Here is a 14,425-nt window from a genome sequence, read left to right as displayed (position 1 = left end):
TGATTTCCTTAGATCAGAAAGTATTGCAGCAGGTCATTGAGGAAGAGTTGCCCGCGGGCCGTGGCCGCCAGGCGTGACGGTTCGACCTGCAACAAGCCACTTTGTTCGGCCTGACGCCGACCTTCGGCAAGGCTGGCCAGATCCAGGCCGGTGCGCTGGGCGAACAGTGCGGCGTCGACGCCATCGGTGAGGCGCAGGGCGTTCATCAGGAACTCGAACGGCAGCTCGTCGTTGCCCAGGGTCTTCTCGCCAGCCTTGAACGGCTTGGCCGGGTTCAGGTAGTCCTTGGGCAGGCGGGTCTTCCAGGTGCGCAGAATGCGCCCGTCCGGGTGGCTGAGCTTGCCGTGGGCGCCGGCACCGATGCCGATGAAGTCGCCGAAGCTCCAGTAGTTCAGGTTGTGCCGCGCCGCACGTCCGGGCTGGGCGTAGGCCGACACTTCATACTGGGCGTAGCCATGCTCGGCCAGCAGTGCCTGGCCGGCTTCCTGGATATCCCACAGGGTGTCGTCCTCCGGCAGCACCGGCGGCTGGTTCCAGAACACCGTGTTGGGTTCCAGGGTCAGCTGATACCAGGACAGGTGGGTCGGCTTCATGGCGATGGCCTGACGCAGATCGCCCAGGGCATCGTCCAGGGACTGATCCGGCAAGCCGTGCATCAGGTCCAGGTTGAAGTTGTCGAACCCGGCCTGGCGCGCCATGCCGGCGGCCCGTACTGCTTCGTCACCGTTGTGGATGCGGCCCAGGGCCTTGAGCTTCTGTTCCTGGAAGCTCTGGATGCCGATGGACAGGCGGTTGATCCCCAGGGCGCGGTAGGCGGTGAACTTCTCCTGCTCGAAGGTCCCGGGATTGGCTTCCAGGGTGATCTCGATATCGCCGGCGAAGGGGATGCGCTGTTCCACGCCCTTGAGCAGCCGACCCAGGGCCTGGGCGCTGAACAGGCTCGGGGTGCCGCCGCCGAAGAAGATCGAACTCAGCTCGCGGCCATAGACCGCGTGCAGCTCCAGATCGAGGTCGGCCAGCAGGGCGTCGACGTACTCTTCTTCCGGCAGCGTCGGGCTGGCGGCGTGGGAGTTGAAATCGCAATAAGGGCATTTGCGTACACACCACGGGATGTGGATGTACAGCGCCAGGGGCGGCAACTGGGGCAGCGCCGCCCGAGGCGTTGGCGCGCCGCCGAGAATCAGCGGCGACGCGGATCGGTCCTGGCTCATTTCAGGCCCAGGCGTTGCCGCAGAATGGCCATGGCGCGGGCGCGGTGGCTGAGCTGGTTTTTCTCCACGGGGCCCAGCTCGGCGCTGGAGCAGTCACGTTCCGGCACCCAGAACAGCGGGTCGTAGCCGAAACCGTGTTCGCCACTGGCGGCGGTGAGGATGCGCCCGTGCCACAGGCCTTCGCAGAGGATCGGCAACGGATCGTCGGCGTGCCGCACCAGGGCCAGGACGCAGACGAACTGCGCGCCGCGCTGGGCTTCGGGGACGTCTTTCAGGGCTTCGAGCAGCTTGGCGTTGTTCGCCGCGTCGCCCTGGCCGTCGGCATAGCGCGCCGAGTAGATGCCCGGCGCGCCGCCGAGAAAGTCCACCGCCAGGCCGGAATCGTCCGCCAGTGCCGGCAGGCCGGAAATGCGTGCGGCATTGCGCGCCTTGAGGATGGCGTTTTCGACGAACGACAGACCGGTTTCTTCCGGCTCGACGCTGCTGAACTCGCCGATCGAGCGCAGTTGCACCGAGGCGCCGAGCATGGCCTGGAGTTCTTTGAGTTTGCCGGCGTTGTGGCTGGCCAGTACGAGTTGCGTAAGGTTCATTATTCGCCCGGGAATAGCTCTTGGTTGAAGCTGAAGCTGTTGGTATCGCCACCCGTTTGCACGGTGATGGTGAAGGTACGGGTTTCCTGCTGTTCCACTGGGAACTGGGCGATGTAGTAGATCGCGCCCTGTTCGGTGATCTGGCGGAATTTCAGCGGGATGCTCTTGCTGGTCAGGTCCTTGACCGTACCGCTGACCTGGCCGACCAGCGGCTTGCCATCCTTGATCAGGGAGACGTTGATCACGCCCTGGTTCTTGCTGCGAACCAGCTCCGCGGCCCTGGCGACGTCAGGTTGCAGGTAGGTGGAGTTGAAGGTGTTGTAGTGCACGGTGATGTCACCGAACACCTCCTTGCGCTCGCTCTTGATCGGATCTGCCGCCAGGGCACTGAAGCTCAGGCAGGCAGCCAATAGAAATGTCACCAGACGTCCCATGATGGTTCTCCTCGATGCAACGTGGTTTATACCGCGACCTTGTGATCTTGCAGGCCGGGACTGCTGACGCGGTAGATGCCGATCTCTCCCAACAGATTAGGCCATAGCTTACTGGCCCACCCGTGACGGTGTTGTTGATCGACGGCAAGGCGGTTGATCACCCGGGCTTGGCGCTCGCGGCACAGCTCTTCGAAGTCCTCGAAGGTGCAGAAGTGGATGTTCGGCGTGTTGTACCAGGTGTACGGGAGGAACTCCGAGACCGGCATCCGACCCTTGCTGGCCAGGTACCAGCGGCAGCGCCAGTGGCCGAAGTTGGGGAAAGTGATGATGCACTGGCGGCCGACCCGGAGCATTTCGTCGAGGATCTTGTCCGGGTAGTGCACGGCCTGCAGGGCCTGGGTCATGACCACGATATCGAAGCTGTTGCTGGCGAAGTTGCCCAGACCCTTGTCCAGGTCCTGCTCGATCACGTTGATGCCCTTGGCCACGCACTCGGCAATGTTGTCCGGGTCGTTTTCCAGGCCGTAGCCGGTGACTTGCTTGTGTTCCTGCAGCCAGCTCAGCAGCTCGCCGTTACCGCAGCCCAGGTCGAGGACGCGGCTGCCGGCGGGGATCCATTCCTGGATGATTTCCAGATCGGCTCTCATCGTGTCCTCACAAGGTAATGCGGTTCATGTAGTGACTAAAGGCCTGCAAGTAGCGCGGGATCGGGATCAGGAAGGCGTCGTGCCCCTGGGGTGCGTCGATCTCCAGGTAGCAGACGTCCTTGCGCGCCGCCATCAGCGCGTCCACCAGCTCCCGGGAACGGGCCGGGGAGAAGCGCCAGTCGGTGGTGAAGGACATCACGCAGAACTTGGCGCTGGCGTTGGCGAAGGTCTTGGCCAGGTCGTCGTCGAAGTTCGCCGCCGGGTCGAAATAGTCCAGGGCCTTGGTCATCAGCAGGTAGGTGTTGGCGTCGAAACGCCCGGAAAACTCTTCGCCCTGGTAGCGCAGGTAGCTTTCCACCTGGAATTCGACGCTGTGGAAGTCGTAGTTGAGCTTTTCGCTCTTGAGGCCGCGGCCGAATTTCTCGCCCATGGAGTCATCGGACAGGTAGGTGATGTGCCCGACCATGCGCGCCAGCATCAGCCCGCGTTTAGGGATCACGCCTTGTTCCTGGAAAGAACCGCCGTGGAACTCCGGGTCGGTGAGAATCGCCTGGCGTGCCACTTCGTTGAAGGCAATGTTCTGCGCCGAGAGCTTGGGCGCCGAGGCGATGGCCAGGCAGTGCCGTACCCGGTCCGGGTAGGTGATGGTCCATTGCAGGGCCTGCATGCCGCCCAGGCTGCCGCCGATCACCGCTGCCCACTGGGCAATGCCCAGGCGGTCCGCCAGGCGCGCCTGGCTGTGCACCCAGTCTTCCACGGTGAGCACCGGGAAATCGGCGCCGAACGGCTTGCCGGTTTCCGGATTGAGGCTGCTGGGGCCGGTGGAGCCGTTGCAACCGCCGAGGTTGTTGAGGCTGACCACGAAGAACTTGTTGGTATCGATGGGCTTGCCGGGACCGATGCAGCTGTCCCACCAACCGGGCTTGCGGTCATCGACGCTGTGGTAGCCGGCGGCGTGATGATGGCCGGACAGGGCGTGGCAGATCAGCACCGCGTTGCTGGCGCTGGCGTTGAGCTGACCATAGGTTTCGTAGATCAGGTCGTAGGCCGGTAGCGCGCGTCCGCAGGCCAGGGCCAGAGGATCGCTGAAGTGCGCTATTTCTGGCGTGACCAGACCAACAGAATCGGGGGGAAAGGCAGTTGGCATCGACCCTGCTCTCATTTAAATGAGGCGTAAGTCTAAAGACCGCTGCCCCCAGCGGCAAGCAAAGCCCGGGGCTGTATTTGGTTGGAGAAATGGCGGGGTGAGATTCGCTGGCAAGCCAGCGCCTACAGCGGACCTGGGGCGTAGGAGCCAGCTTGCCGAAGAATCAGGCAGGGCGCGCCAGCCCCGGCAGATCCGGCAGCTTCTTCGGCGCTTGCAGGCGCACGCGCTTCTGCCGGTTCAACTCGCCACTGACCAGGCTGACGTGGCTCTTGGGAATGCCGAAAGCCTTGGCCAGGAACCCCATCAAGTGAGCATTGGCCTTGCCCTCCACAGGCGGGGCGGTGAGGCGGATCTTCAGCCGCTCCCCATGCAGGCCAGCGAACTCGTCGCTGCTGGCCTTGGGTTGCAGGTGACAATCGAGAATCAGATCGTCACCGTCCCAGCGGAAGTAGCTCATCAGATCAGCCCGAACAACTCAGGGGGCATGAAGGTGTAGAGCGCCAGGCGCGGAATCAGCCACTGTTGCACCAGCTGGATCACGATGAAGGCCAGGATCGGCGAGATGTCCAGGCCGCCCAGGTTGGGCACGATGCGCCGGAATGGGGCCAGCAGCGGCTCGCTGATCTGGTAGGCCAGTTCCGCGCCCGGGCTCTGGCTGCCAGGAGCGACCCAGGACAGGATCACGCTGATGATCATGGCGAAGAACCAGATCTTCAGGAACAGCGCGAAGATCCCGATCGGCGCCCACAGCAGCAGTCCCAGGGCATTGAAGGAGATTTGGCTGAGGGTCAGGACGATGGCGAACAGCGCCATTTGGACGATCAGGGCCAGGACCAGCGAGGACATGTCGAGCCCGAACATGCTGGGGATCACCCGGCGCAGGGGTTTGAGCAATGGCTGGGTGGCGCGCACGATGAACTGGCAGATAGGGTTGTAGAAGTTCGCCCGCACCACTTGCAGCATGAAGCGCAGCAGGACCACCAGCAGGTACAGGCTGCCCAGGGTCTGAATCACAAAAATGGCAGCGTCGTTGAGTCCGAACATTATCGATTCCTTTGTAGGGGCGAGTTAACGACCGAGTTGTTCGGCCATTTCGGCCGAGCGGTGCGCGGCGGCACCCAATGCTTTTTCCACCAGGGCTTCAAAGCCGTTGGCCTGGAACGATTTGATCGCGGCTTCCGTGGTGCCGGCTGGCGACGTTACGCGGCGGCGCAGCTCGGCGGCGTCGACGTCACTGGACACTGCCATGTGAGCCGCCCCCAGGGCGGTCTGCAGGGTCAGTTGGGCGGCGGTTTCCCGAGGCAGGCCGAGCTTTTCGCCAGCGGCGGTCATGGCTTCGATCAGCAGGAAGAAATACGCCGGGCCGCTGCCGGACACCGCGGTCACAGCGTCCAGTTGTTGCTCTTGATCCAGCCACAGGGCGATGCCCACGGCGGACAGCAGTTCTTCGGCCTGATGGCGCTGTTCAGGGCTGACCTGGGCGGTGGCATACAGGCCGCTGACGCCCTGGCGCAGCAGCGCCGGGGTGTTGGGCATGCAGCGCACGATCGGTTGCTCGCCGAGCCAGTGGTTCATGCTGGCGCAGGTGATGCCGGCGGCAATGGACACCACCAGCTGCTGCGGCTGCAGGCTCGGGCGCAGGGCTTCGCACACGGCTTTCATGGCCTGGGGTTTGACCGCCAGGACGATCACATCGACGCCGGCGATGGCTTCGGCGTTGTCGGCGAACACCTGGATGCCGTGTTCGGCAGCCACCTTGGCCCGGGTTTCGGCGCCGGGGTCACTGGCACGGATCTGTGCTGCCTCAAGGCCTTTGGCCCGCAGGCCACCGATGAGGCTGGCCGCCATGTTGCCGGCGCCGATAAAAGCGATACGAGTCGTGTTCATGACAGGTCCTTATGAGAGGTCAGGGTCAGTCGCATCAGGACTGACTGTAGTCGCGGGCACCAAACAGTGCGGTACCGATCCGCACCCAGGTGGCGCCCTGGGCGATGGCCGCTTCGAGGTCGTGGCTCATGCCCATGGAAAGGGTGTCCAGGGGCAGCTTGAGGTTGTCGCGCAGTTGGTTGTTCAGGGCCTGCACCGCCGCGAAGGCGGCTTCCTGGGCGGCGCGGTCCTCGGTGGGCTCGGGAATCGCCATCAGCCCGCGCAGTTGCAGGCGTGGCAAGGCGCTGATGGCCCTCGCCAGGTCTGGCAGGTCGGCCGGGGTACAGCCGGACTTGCTGGCTTCGCCACTGACATTCACCTGGATGCAGATGTTCAGCGGCGGCAGCTCGGCGGGGCGTTGCTCGGACAGGCGTTGTGCGATTTTCAAGCGATCCACGGAATGCACCCAGGCAAAGTGCTCGGCAATGGCGCGAGTCTTGTTCGACTGAATGGGGCCGATGAAGTGCCAACTCAAGGGCAGGTCCGCCAGTTCCTGTTGTTTGCCCAGGGCTTCTTGCAGGTAGTTCTCGCCGAAGTCCCGCAGGCCGGCGGCATAGGCTTCGCGCAGGGCGGCGGCGGGTTTGGTCTTGCTCACGGCCAGCAGCATGACGCTGTCCGGGGCACGCTGTACGGCCTGGCAGGCGCTGCGGATACGCTCGGCTAGCTGGGCAATGTTGTCTGCTATCGTGGACATTCGATTTCTTCTCAAAAGTACCGGCGACCGGGAGCCTGTGACCTTGGCCGCCAACCGCCGCATGAATCCACCAGACCCTGATTGTCGACCGGCCCGAGCATCGCTCAAGGGCCGCGCCGGTCATTGCCCGGCATGGCGGCTGGGTCTGAAGCTCGCGGCATTCTACTGGAATTGGGGGGCACTATGGACATCACCGAACTCCTGACTTTGAGCATCTCCCGGGGTGCTTCCGACTTGCATCTGTCTGCCGGACTGGCGCCGATGTTGCGCATTGATGGCGATATTCGTCCGCTGGACAGCCCGGCCCTGGATGCACAGCAGGTGCTGTCCTTGATGCATGGCCTGATGAGCGAGCCACAGCGGCAGGTATTCGCCAGCCAGCAGGATCTGGACTTTGCCTACGAACTGCCGGGCGTGGCGCGGTTCCGGGTCAATGCCTTCCAGCACGTCCGGGGAGCGGCTGCAGTGCTGCGCCTGATCCCGTCACGGGTACAGAGCCTGGAGGCGTTGGGACTGGGGCAAGTGTTTCAGCAGATTGCCGAAGCGCCTCGGGGGCTGGTGCTGGTCACCGGGCCCACCGGTAGCGGCAAGTCCACCACCCTGGCGGCGATGATCGATCACCTGAACCAGCATCGGCAGCAGCACATCCTCACCCTCGAAGACCCCATCGAGTTCATTCATCCGCAGAAAAGTTGCCTGATCCACCAGCGCGAGGTGCCGCGTGATACCCGCAGTTTCGCCACCGCCTTGCGTGCGGCGCTGCGGGAGGACCCGGACGTGATCCTGCTGGGAGAGTTGCGCGATCTGGAAAGCATTCGCCTGGCCCTGACCGCCGCCGAAACCGGGCACCTGGTGTTCGCCACCCTGCACACTGCATCCGCGGCCAAGAGCATCGACCGGCTGGTGGACGTGTTCCCGGGGGAGGAAAAGGCCCTGGTGCGCTCGATGCTGGCCGAGTCGCTGCAGGCGGTCATTGCCCAGGTGTTGCTGAAGAAAGTGGGCGGTGGGCGGGTGGCGGCTCACGAAATCATGCTGGGCAATGCGGCGATCCGTAACCTGATTCGCGAGGACAAGGTGGCGCAGATGTATTCGGCGATCCAGACCGGCGGGGCCCAGGGCATGCGCACCCTGGACATGAGCCTCAAGGCATTGCTGGGGCAAGGGCTGATCAGCCGTGAACAGGCGCGGGAGCAGGCCCGGATGCCGGAGAGCTTTTGACAGGGCTGGAAATGCATTCGCCGGCAAGCCGGCTCCTACAGGTGGGTGTAGGAGCCGGCTTGCCGGCGAATGGGCGAATCAGCAGATCAGCAGATCAGCGCTGCACGACCCGCAGAGGTGCCTGTTCCTTGGGCAGTACCCGCTTGGCAACCACGTAGTGGCTCTGCCAGTAGGGTTTCTTCAGGGTGTCGATGGTCACTGCCTTACCGCGCCGTGGGGCGTGGATAAAGCGGTCTTCGCCCAGGTAGATGGCGACGTGGTTGACCTTGCGGCTCTTGATGTTGAAGAACAGCAGATCGCCCGGCTTCAGGTCCTTGCGCTCGACCTTCTGCCCGTGGCCGCTGGCCATGGCGTTGGAGGTGCGTGGCAGGTCCACGGCGGCGACGTCATTGAAGGCGTAGCGCACCAGGCCGCTGCAATCGAAGCCTTTACTTGGGCTGCTGCCGCCCCAACGATAGGGGGTGCCCAGCACATTGACCGCACGGCTGAGGACAGTGGTGCTTGGCCGGCCGGCGTTGTTGGCCACCAGCTTGCTGTCGGCCTTGCTCAGGCGGGTGGGGTGCTTGATGGTGGTCTTGTTCTTGGCGGTGACCGTCGAAACATGGGGTTTCGGGGTGTAGCCATTAACGTTGGGAAGTCGTTGCTCACGGTTGGTGGCGTGGGCGGCCAGTGGCATTAATAGGCAAATGGTTAGCCATGTCTTGAAAAATGGTCGCATTAGGCAAGGCTCTTATTTGGTTAGCGCGCAACTTTATAACAGCTTTCAGGTCACTTCCGTGGCCGTTTGTCGATTCAACCTTGGGGTCAACTTCGGCAAAGAGGTGGCAACTTGACGCAGAAAACCGTCAGAAGTCAGGCAGTACAAGGCTTTGGCGGAACAGAAGGTAACATTGTCCACACGTCGAAAGCCTGTAAAAAAGTCACAAAGATTTTAAGAATATTTATCTATCACCTAGCAAGAGGCTCTTAATGAACACCTATCGTCAGGATGCATCCGCCCATGACACCCACAGCAAGGTGATCGGTTACCTGTTGTGGATTCTCGGTTTTACCGGCGCTCACCGCTTCTATTACGGCAAGCCGGTGACCGGGACCATTTGGTTCTTCACCCTTGGTCTATTGGGCATTGGCTGGCTGATCGACTTGTTCCTGATCCCGTCCATGGACCGGGAAGCGGACTTGCGCTTTACCTCTGGTCCCGTGGAATACAGCGTGGCTTGGATTCTGCTGACCTTCCTCGGGGTATTTGGCGTACATCGCATGTACCAGGGCAAATGGCTGAGCGGTGTGCTCTACCTGTTCACCGGTGGTTTGTTCTTCCTGGGGGTGCTGTACGACTTCTGGACCCTGAACGACCAGGTCTCCCTGGAAAACGCCAAACGCCGCTGATCCAGTCAGCGGCGCAGGCGGTGATGGCGTTGCATGGGGCTGTTGCCGCAGGCCGCCATCAGGAGCGGCGGCTCCTTCGGAGCCGTTCGCAGCCTGCGGCAGCGGCTACAGGGCGCCAGCCAGGCAATCAGCCTTGATAGCTGATATGCCCATCCACCAGGGTGTAGCGCACGGCGCCCGGCAGGCTATGGCCGAGGAACGGGCAGTTCTCGCCCTTGGACAGCCAGCGCTCGCCGGCCACGGTGGAACTGGCCGGGTCGAACAGCACCAGGTCCGCTGCACCCCCTTCCACCAGCTTGCCCGCCGGCAGGCGCAAGGCCTCGGCAGGACCCGCGCTGAGGCGCGCCAGCAGGGTCGGCAGGTCCAGTAAACCGTCCTGAACCAGGGTCAGGGCCAGTGGCAGCAGCAACTCGACGCTGCTGATGCCGGGCTCGGTGGCGCCGAACGGCGCCAGCTTGGCATCGCGCTCGTGGGGCTGGTGATGGCTGGAGATGGCTTGCACCACCCCGGACTTCACCGCTGCACGCAGGGCATCACGGTCGGCCCGCGAGCGCAGTGGCGGCTGCACGTGATACAGGCTGGAGAAGTCGATCAGCGCCTCATCGGTGAGGATCAGCTGATACAGCGCCACATCGGCGGTCACTGGCAGGCCGCGGGCCTGGGCCTGGGCGATCAGCTCAACGCCCCGGGCGCTGGTCAGCTGGCTGAAGTGAGCGCGCACGCCGCTTTGTTCCACCAGCAGCAGGTCCCGGGCCAGGGCCACGGTTTCCGCGCTTTCGGGAATCCCCGGCAAACCGAGGAAGCTGGCGGTAGCACCTTCATGGGCCAGGCCGCCTTCGGCCAGGTCGCGGTCCTGGGAGTGGAAGATCACCGTCAGGTCGAAGGTGGCGGCGTATTCCAGGGCGCGGCACAGGGTGCGGGTGCTGCGGAAACCGTCCAGGCCATTGCCGAAGGCCACGCAGCCGGCGTCACGCAACGCGATCAGCTCGGCTAATTGCTCGCCTTCCAGGCCCTTGCTCAGAGCCCCGATCGGGAAGACTTTGCTGTTGCCGGCTTCCCGGGCGCGGTCGAGGATCAGTTCGGCCACGGCCGAGGTATCCAGTACCGGTTTGGTATGCGGCGGGCAGCACAGGCTGGTGACGCCACCGGCCGCGGCGGCGCGGGTTTCGCTGGCGATGCTGCCCTTGCGGCTGTAGCCCGGCTCGCGCAGGGCCACGCTCAGGTCCACCAGGCCAGGCGCGGCCACCAGGCCCTTGGCGTCGATGATAGTGACGGCATTGAAACCATTGGGGGCGGCGCCGATGGCGACGATCTTGCCGGCTTCCAGGTGCAGATCAGTGGTTTGATCCAGGCCGCTGCTTGGATCGATGACGCGGGCGCCGAGAATGCTGAGCTTCACTGGGCGTTCTCCTGCTCGAATTGTCGCTGGGCGGTCTGCCCGCTCATGGCCATGGACAGCACGGCCATGCGCACTGCAATGCCGTAGGTCACCTGATTGAGGATCACCGAGTGCGGACCGTCGGCCACCGCCGATTCGATCTCCACGCCGCGGTTAATCGGGCCCGGGTGCATGACGATGGCGTCGGGCTTGGCCCCGGCCAGGCGTGCGGTGGTCAGGCCGAACAGGCGGTAGAACTCGCCTTCGCTGGGCAGCAGGCCGCCCTGCATGCGTTCACGCTGCAGGCGCAGCATGATCACCACGTCCACGTCTTTCAGGCCTTCGGTCATGTCGGTGTAGACCTTGACCCCGTACTGCTCGATGCCGATGGGCAGCAGGGTTTTCGGTGCGATCACGCGGATGTCCGGGCAGCCGAGGGTTTTCAGCGCCAGCATGTTGGAGCGCGCCACCCGCGAGTGCAGGATGTCGCCGACGATGGCCACCGAGAGGTTCTCGAAGCCGCCCTTGTGCCGGCGGATGGTCAGCATGTCGAGCATGCCCTGGGTCGGGTGGGCGTGACGGCCGTCGCCGCCGTTGATGATCGCTACCTGAGGGCACACGTGTTCGGCGATGAAGTGCGCGGCGCCGGAGTCGCCGTGGCGTACCACGAACATGTCGGCGGCCATGGCTTCCAGGTTGCGCAGGGTGTCCAGCAGGGTTTCACCCTTGCTCGCCGAGGAGGTCGAGACATTCAGGGTGATCACGTCCGCCGACAGCCGCTGGGCCGCCAGTTCGAAGGTGGTGCGGGTCCGGGTGGAGTTCTCGAAGAACACGTTGCACACGGTCTTGCCGCGCAGCAGCGGGACTTTCTTGACCGCCCGGGCGCCGACTTCGAGGAAGGAGTCGGCGGTGTCGAGGATTTCTGTCAGCAGCTCGCGGTTCAGGCCGTCGAGGGACAGGAAATGGCGCAGCTGGCCCTGATCGTTGAGCTGCAGCGGGCGCTTGGCGTCTAGAGGCGTCATCGCAATGGACTCTTAAAAGGGCGAGTTAGAGGGCGAGGTCTTGGAGCTCGAGTTGAAGCGGCGCAGGACCGGACAATTTTACCCGCTCGTGGGCGGCCAGCGACAGGGTCGCGCCCACCACATTCGGACGAATCGGCAGCTCGGCGGCGTTCAGGTCCAGCAGGCAGACCAGGGTCACGCTGGCTGGACGGCCATAGTCGAACAGCTCGTTGAGGGCGGCGCGGATGGTCCGGCCGCTCATCAGCACGTCATCGATCAGCACCAGATGCTGGCCTTCGATCTCGAACGGCAGTTCCGAAGGGCGAACTTGCGGGTGCAGGCCGTTCTGGCTGAAGTCGTCGCGGTAGAAGGACACATCCAGGGTGCCCAGGGGGGCGTCGCTGCCCAGGGCTTCCAACAGGGCCTGGGCCACCCACACGCCACCGGTACGGATACCGATGAAGCGCGGCTCGCTGATGGCGCGCTGGGCCAGGTGGGCGTTGAGATCAGTGGCCATCTGGCTGATCAGGGCGGCGGGATTGGGCAGGCTCATGGTGGCTCCTTCGTGGGCTCGCGCCTGCTGCCGGGCAGCAGGGCACGGGAACTTACGGCTGGTGTTGGGCCAGGAGGCGCGCAGCCTTGGGCCGCGCATCTTCAGGATTCGGGATCTCAGGTATTCAACAGCGTGGCGTTTTCGTCGAGCCAGCCCTGCAGCAGCAGGGCTGCGGCGATGGCGTCTACCGGGTTGTCGCGGTAACTGCCTTTCTGCCCGCCCCGGGCCAGGCGTTCGCCCTTGGCCTCGAAGGTGGTCAGGCGTTCATCGTGGGTATAGAAGGGCACATTGAAGCGGCCGTTCAGGCGCCGGGCGAACTTCTCGGCGCGCACGCACATGTCGCTGGGGCTGCCGTCCATGTTCAGGGGCAGGCCCACCACCACGGCGTCGGGTTTCCATTCCGTCATCAGCGCTTGCACCTGATTCCAGTCCGGCACGCCGTTCTGCGCCTTCAAGGTGCACAGCTCCCGGGCCTGGCCGGTGATGGCCTGGCCGACGGCAACGCCGATCTGCTTGGTGCCGTAGTCGAAGCCCAGGATCAGTCGCAAGGCCATCAGGCGTGCCCCGCCTGGCTGGTGAGCAGGCTGAGGTTGACCCCCAGGTGCCGGGCGGCGGCTTCCAGGCGCAATTCGCTGCTGGTGTTGAACAGGATGTCGGCGTCGAAGGGGCAGGTCAGCCAGGCGTTGTCCGCCAGTTCGGCTTCCAGCTGCCCGGCTTCCCAGCCGGCATAGCCCAGGGCGATCAGGCTCTTGGCCGGGCCCACGCCGTCGGCAATGGCGAACAGCACATCCTGGGAGGTGGACAGGGACAGTCCTTCGAATTCCACTGTGGCCTGATAGATCGGGCCGTTGGGGTGCAGGACAAAACCGCGATCAGTCTGCACCGGGCCGCCGCTGAAGATCGGCACATGCTGGCACAGCAGCGACGGTTCTTCGTCGGGGCGCAATTGTTCGAGGATATCGGCCAGGCTCAGGTCCAGGGGCCGATTGATCACCAGGCCCATGGCGCCGCTGGCATTGTGCTCGACGATATAGGTCAACGTCTGGGCAAAATTCGGGTCGGCCATATGGGGCATGGCGATCAGGAAGTGATGCTTGAGATAGCTGGGGCTGACATTTTTCATGAGCGCTAGTGTGGCGGTGGCGGGCCCGGCTGACAAGCGCGCCCTGTGCAGGAGCTGGCTTGCCAGCGAAGGCGTCATTGGGATTTGCGCCACTCTGTCGGGCCTCTTCGAGGCCGCAGGGGCGAACGATCAGTTGCTGGACAGTTTGTCGCCCCGGGCGAAGCGCCAGGTGCGGATGATTTCCAGGCGGTCGATGTCCGACAGGTCGCCGGTAAAGGGGGCGAACGGCGCCGCCAGGCGCACGATGCGTTGGGCGGCCTGGTCCAGCAGCGGCTGGCCGGAGGACTCCAGCACCAGCACTTCGTACAGGGAACCGTCGCGGTTGATCGAGACCATCAGCCGCAAGTTGCCGTAGATCTGCTTGCGCCGGGCTTCCTCGGGGTAGTTGAGGTTGCCGATGCGCTCGACCTTCTTGCGCCACTCGTCCTTATACCAGGCGCCCTTGTCGCGCATGGTGGAGGCGGCGCTCAGGCGGTGGATGCGTGGACGCTTGGCGTACAGCTGCTGTTCGTTGGCCAGTTCGGCTTCCAGGCTGGAAATCTCGCTGGACAGTTGGGCGCTGTCGAAACGCGGGGTATCGGCCTTGGGCGTCGGGTCTTTCTTGACCTCTTCACGCTGGGTCACGGTCTTTTTCGGCTTCGGCGCGGTGGTGGCCACGGCCGCTTTGGGCGCGACTTCCTTGACTTCAGGTTTGACTGACGGTGGCGGCACGACCTTTTTCACCGAGTTGTCCTGAAAGGGGGCGACTTCGGTGGTTTTCGGAATGGCTTTCTTGTCCAGGGTGCCGCTGCCTTCCTGATTTTCCTGGGCGAGGAAGTCGGCCTTCTTCGGCTTGGTCTCGCTCTTGAAGGTGGCCAGGGTGATTTCCAGGGTCTTGCTGATCGCCTTGGGTTCGGCAAAGGAAAAGCCCAGGCCGAGGATCAGTGCCAGGTGCAGGAGCGCCGCCAGGAACAGGGTAAATCCCAGGCGATCGGCCGCGCGCACGCCGCTATGGGCCAGCTCGGGGGGCAGATCGGACGGGAGGTTCATCGACGGTTCGACATCACAGGGGGCATCACACAACCAACATCACGGTTTCACAGGCGGCGCATGATAACGCAATGTTGGTTTCAAG

18 protein-coding genes are annotated in these 14,425 nt (G+C 63.9%); 2 read left to right on the top strand and 16 right to left on the bottom strand.

The window, feature by feature from the left end; all coding sequences use genetic code 11:
- Window positions 1–8: 8 nt before the first annotated feature.
- The 9 genes from hemW to ACMGF8_RS02910 form a co-directional block, all read right to left on the bottom strand.
- The gene (gene hemW, locus ACMGF8_RS02950; protein ID WP_242553889.1) at window positions 9–1,211 is read right to left on the bottom strand and encodes a radical SAM family heme chaperone HemW; all 1,203 of its coding nucleotides are present in this window, start codon (window positions 1,209–1,211) and stop codon (window positions 9–11) included.
- Complete coding sequence (rdgB, locus tag ACMGF8_RS02945) at window positions 1,208–1,804, bottom strand: RdgB/HAM1 family non-canonical purine NTP pyrophosphatase (protein WP_025131031.1); 597 nt, start codon at window positions 1,802–1,804, stop codon at window positions 1,208–1,210. Before rdgB ends, hemW begins: the two co-directional genes overlap by 4 nt.
- A complete protein-coding gene (locus ACMGF8_RS02940) occupies window positions 1,801–2,235 on the bottom strand; it encodes a DUF4426 domain-containing protein (protein WP_060841544.1) in 435 nt (144 codons plus the stop codon). Before ACMGF8_RS02940 ends, rdgB begins: the two co-directional genes overlap by 4 nt.
- 26 nt (window positions 2,236–2,261) lie before the next feature.
- Window positions 2,262–2,882 carry a methionine biosynthesis protein MetW gene (gene metW / locus ACMGF8_RS02935; RefSeq protein WP_011064017.1) on the bottom strand — a complete coding sequence of 207 codons (621 nt, stop codon included), beginning with the start codon at window positions 2,880–2,882 and terminating at the stop codon, window positions 2,262–2,264.
- A 7-nt stretch (window positions 2,883–2,889) separates the two neighbouring features.
- Entirely contained in the window at window positions 2,890–4,029 is a 1,140-nt protein-coding gene (gene metX / locus ACMGF8_RS02930; protein ID WP_102862082.1) for a homoserine O-succinyltransferase MetX, read from the bottom strand.
- 163 nt (window positions 4,030–4,192) lie between these two features.
- Window positions 4,193–4,486 carry a DUF167 domain-containing protein gene (locus ACMGF8_RS02925; RefSeq protein ID WP_102862081.1) on the bottom strand — a complete coding sequence of 98 codons (294 nt, stop codon included), beginning with the start codon at window positions 4,484–4,486 and terminating at the stop codon, window positions 4,193–4,195.
- Window positions 4,486–5,073 carry a YggT family protein gene (locus tag ACMGF8_RS02920; protein WP_102862080.1) on the bottom strand — a complete coding sequence of 196 codons (588 nt, stop codon included), beginning with the start codon at window positions 5,071–5,073 and terminating at the stop codon, window positions 4,486–4,488. Before ACMGF8_RS02920 ends, ACMGF8_RS02925 begins: the two co-directional genes overlap by 1 nt.
- Window positions 5,074–5,097: 24 nt before the next feature.
- Window positions 5,098–5,916, bottom strand: coding sequence for a pyrroline-5-carboxylate reductase (proC, locus tag ACMGF8_RS02915; RefSeq protein ID WP_102862079.1), 819 nt, complete (start codon window positions 5,914–5,916; stop codon window positions 5,098–5,100).
- Between the two features lie 34 nt (window positions 5,917–5,950).
- Complete coding sequence (locus tag ACMGF8_RS02910; RefSeq protein WP_102862078.1) at window positions 5,951–6,649, bottom strand: YggS family pyridoxal phosphate-dependent enzyme; 699 nt, start codon at window positions 6,647–6,649, stop codon at window positions 5,951–5,953.
- Window positions 6,650–6,832: 183 nt separating this feature from the next.
- Here ACMGF8_RS02910 and ACMGF8_RS02905 point away from each other — a divergent pair, with 183 nt between their 5' ends.
- Entirely contained in the window at window positions 6,833–7,867 is a 1,035-nt protein-coding gene (locus ACMGF8_RS02905; RefSeq protein ID WP_115581139.1) for a type IV pilus twitching motility protein PilT, read from the top strand.
- Between the two features lie 94 nt (window positions 7,868–7,961).
- On the opposite strand, the gene ACMGF8_RS02900 is transcribed toward ACMGF8_RS02905, so the two are convergent.
- Window positions 7,962–8,585: a C40 family peptidase gene (locus ACMGF8_RS02900; protein ID WP_102862076.1), complete on the bottom strand. Its 624-nt coding sequence runs from the start codon at window positions 8,583–8,585 to the stop codon at window positions 7,962–7,964.
- 251 nt (window positions 8,586–8,836) lie between these two features.
- Here ACMGF8_RS02900 and ACMGF8_RS02895 point away from each other — a divergent pair, with 251 nt between their 5' ends.
- Window positions 8,837–9,256 carry an NINE protein gene (locus ACMGF8_RS02895; RefSeq protein WP_102862075.1) on the top strand — a complete coding sequence of 140 codons (420 nt, stop codon included), beginning with the start codon at window positions 8,837–8,839 and terminating at the stop codon, window positions 9,254–9,256.
- Window positions 9,257–9,383: 127 nt separating this feature from the next.
- On the opposite strand, the gene ACMGF8_RS02890 is transcribed toward ACMGF8_RS02895, so the two are convergent.
- The 6 genes from ACMGF8_RS02890 to ACMGF8_RS02865 all read right to left on the bottom strand — a co-directional run bounded on the left by ACMGF8_RS02890 (window position 9,384) and on the right by ACMGF8_RS02865 (window position 14,340).
- A complete protein-coding gene (locus ACMGF8_RS02890) occupies window positions 9,384–10,655 on the bottom strand; it encodes a dihydroorotase (RefSeq protein ID WP_102862074.1) in 1,272 nt (423 codons plus the stop codon).
- A complete protein-coding gene (locus ACMGF8_RS02885) occupies window positions 10,652–11,656 on the bottom strand; it encodes an aspartate carbamoyltransferase catalytic subunit (protein ID WP_011064007.1) in 1,005 nt (334 codons plus the stop codon). The genes ACMGF8_RS02890 and ACMGF8_RS02885 overlap by 4 nt, the downstream gene beginning before the upstream one ends.
- Before the next feature lie 25 nt (window positions 11,657–11,681).
- Entirely contained in the window at window positions 11,682–12,188 is a 507-nt protein-coding gene (gene pyrR / locus ACMGF8_RS02880; protein WP_060841533.1) for a bifunctional pyr operon transcriptional regulator/uracil phosphoribosyltransferase PyrR, read from the bottom strand.
- Window positions 12,189–12,304: 116 nt separating this feature from the next.
- A complete protein-coding gene (gene ruvX, locus ACMGF8_RS02875; protein WP_102862073.1) occupies window positions 12,305–12,742 on the bottom strand; it encodes a Holliday junction resolvase RuvX in 438 nt (145 codons plus the stop codon).
- A complete protein-coding gene (locus ACMGF8_RS02870; protein WP_102862072.1) occupies window positions 12,742–13,311 on the bottom strand; it encodes a YqgE/AlgH family protein in 570 nt (189 codons plus the stop codon). The genes ruvX and ACMGF8_RS02870 overlap by 1 nt, the downstream gene beginning before the upstream one ends.
- A gap of 129 nt (window positions 13,312–13,440) precedes the next feature.
- Window positions 13,441–14,340 carry an energy transducer TonB gene (locus ACMGF8_RS02865; protein ID WP_102881163.1) on the bottom strand — a complete coding sequence of 300 codons (900 nt, stop codon included), beginning with the start codon at window positions 14,338–14,340 and terminating at the stop codon, window positions 13,441–13,443.
- Window positions 14,341–14,425 lie beyond the last annotated feature (85 nt).

Origin of the sequence: Pseudomonas sp. BNK-7, assembly GCF_048072025.1 — a bacterium.
GTDB lineage: Bacteria > Pseudomonadota > Gammaproteobacteria > Pseudomonadales > Pseudomonadaceae > Aquipseudomonas > Aquipseudomonas danubii.
This window is presented reverse-complemented; position numbering and strand designations above follow the sequence as displayed.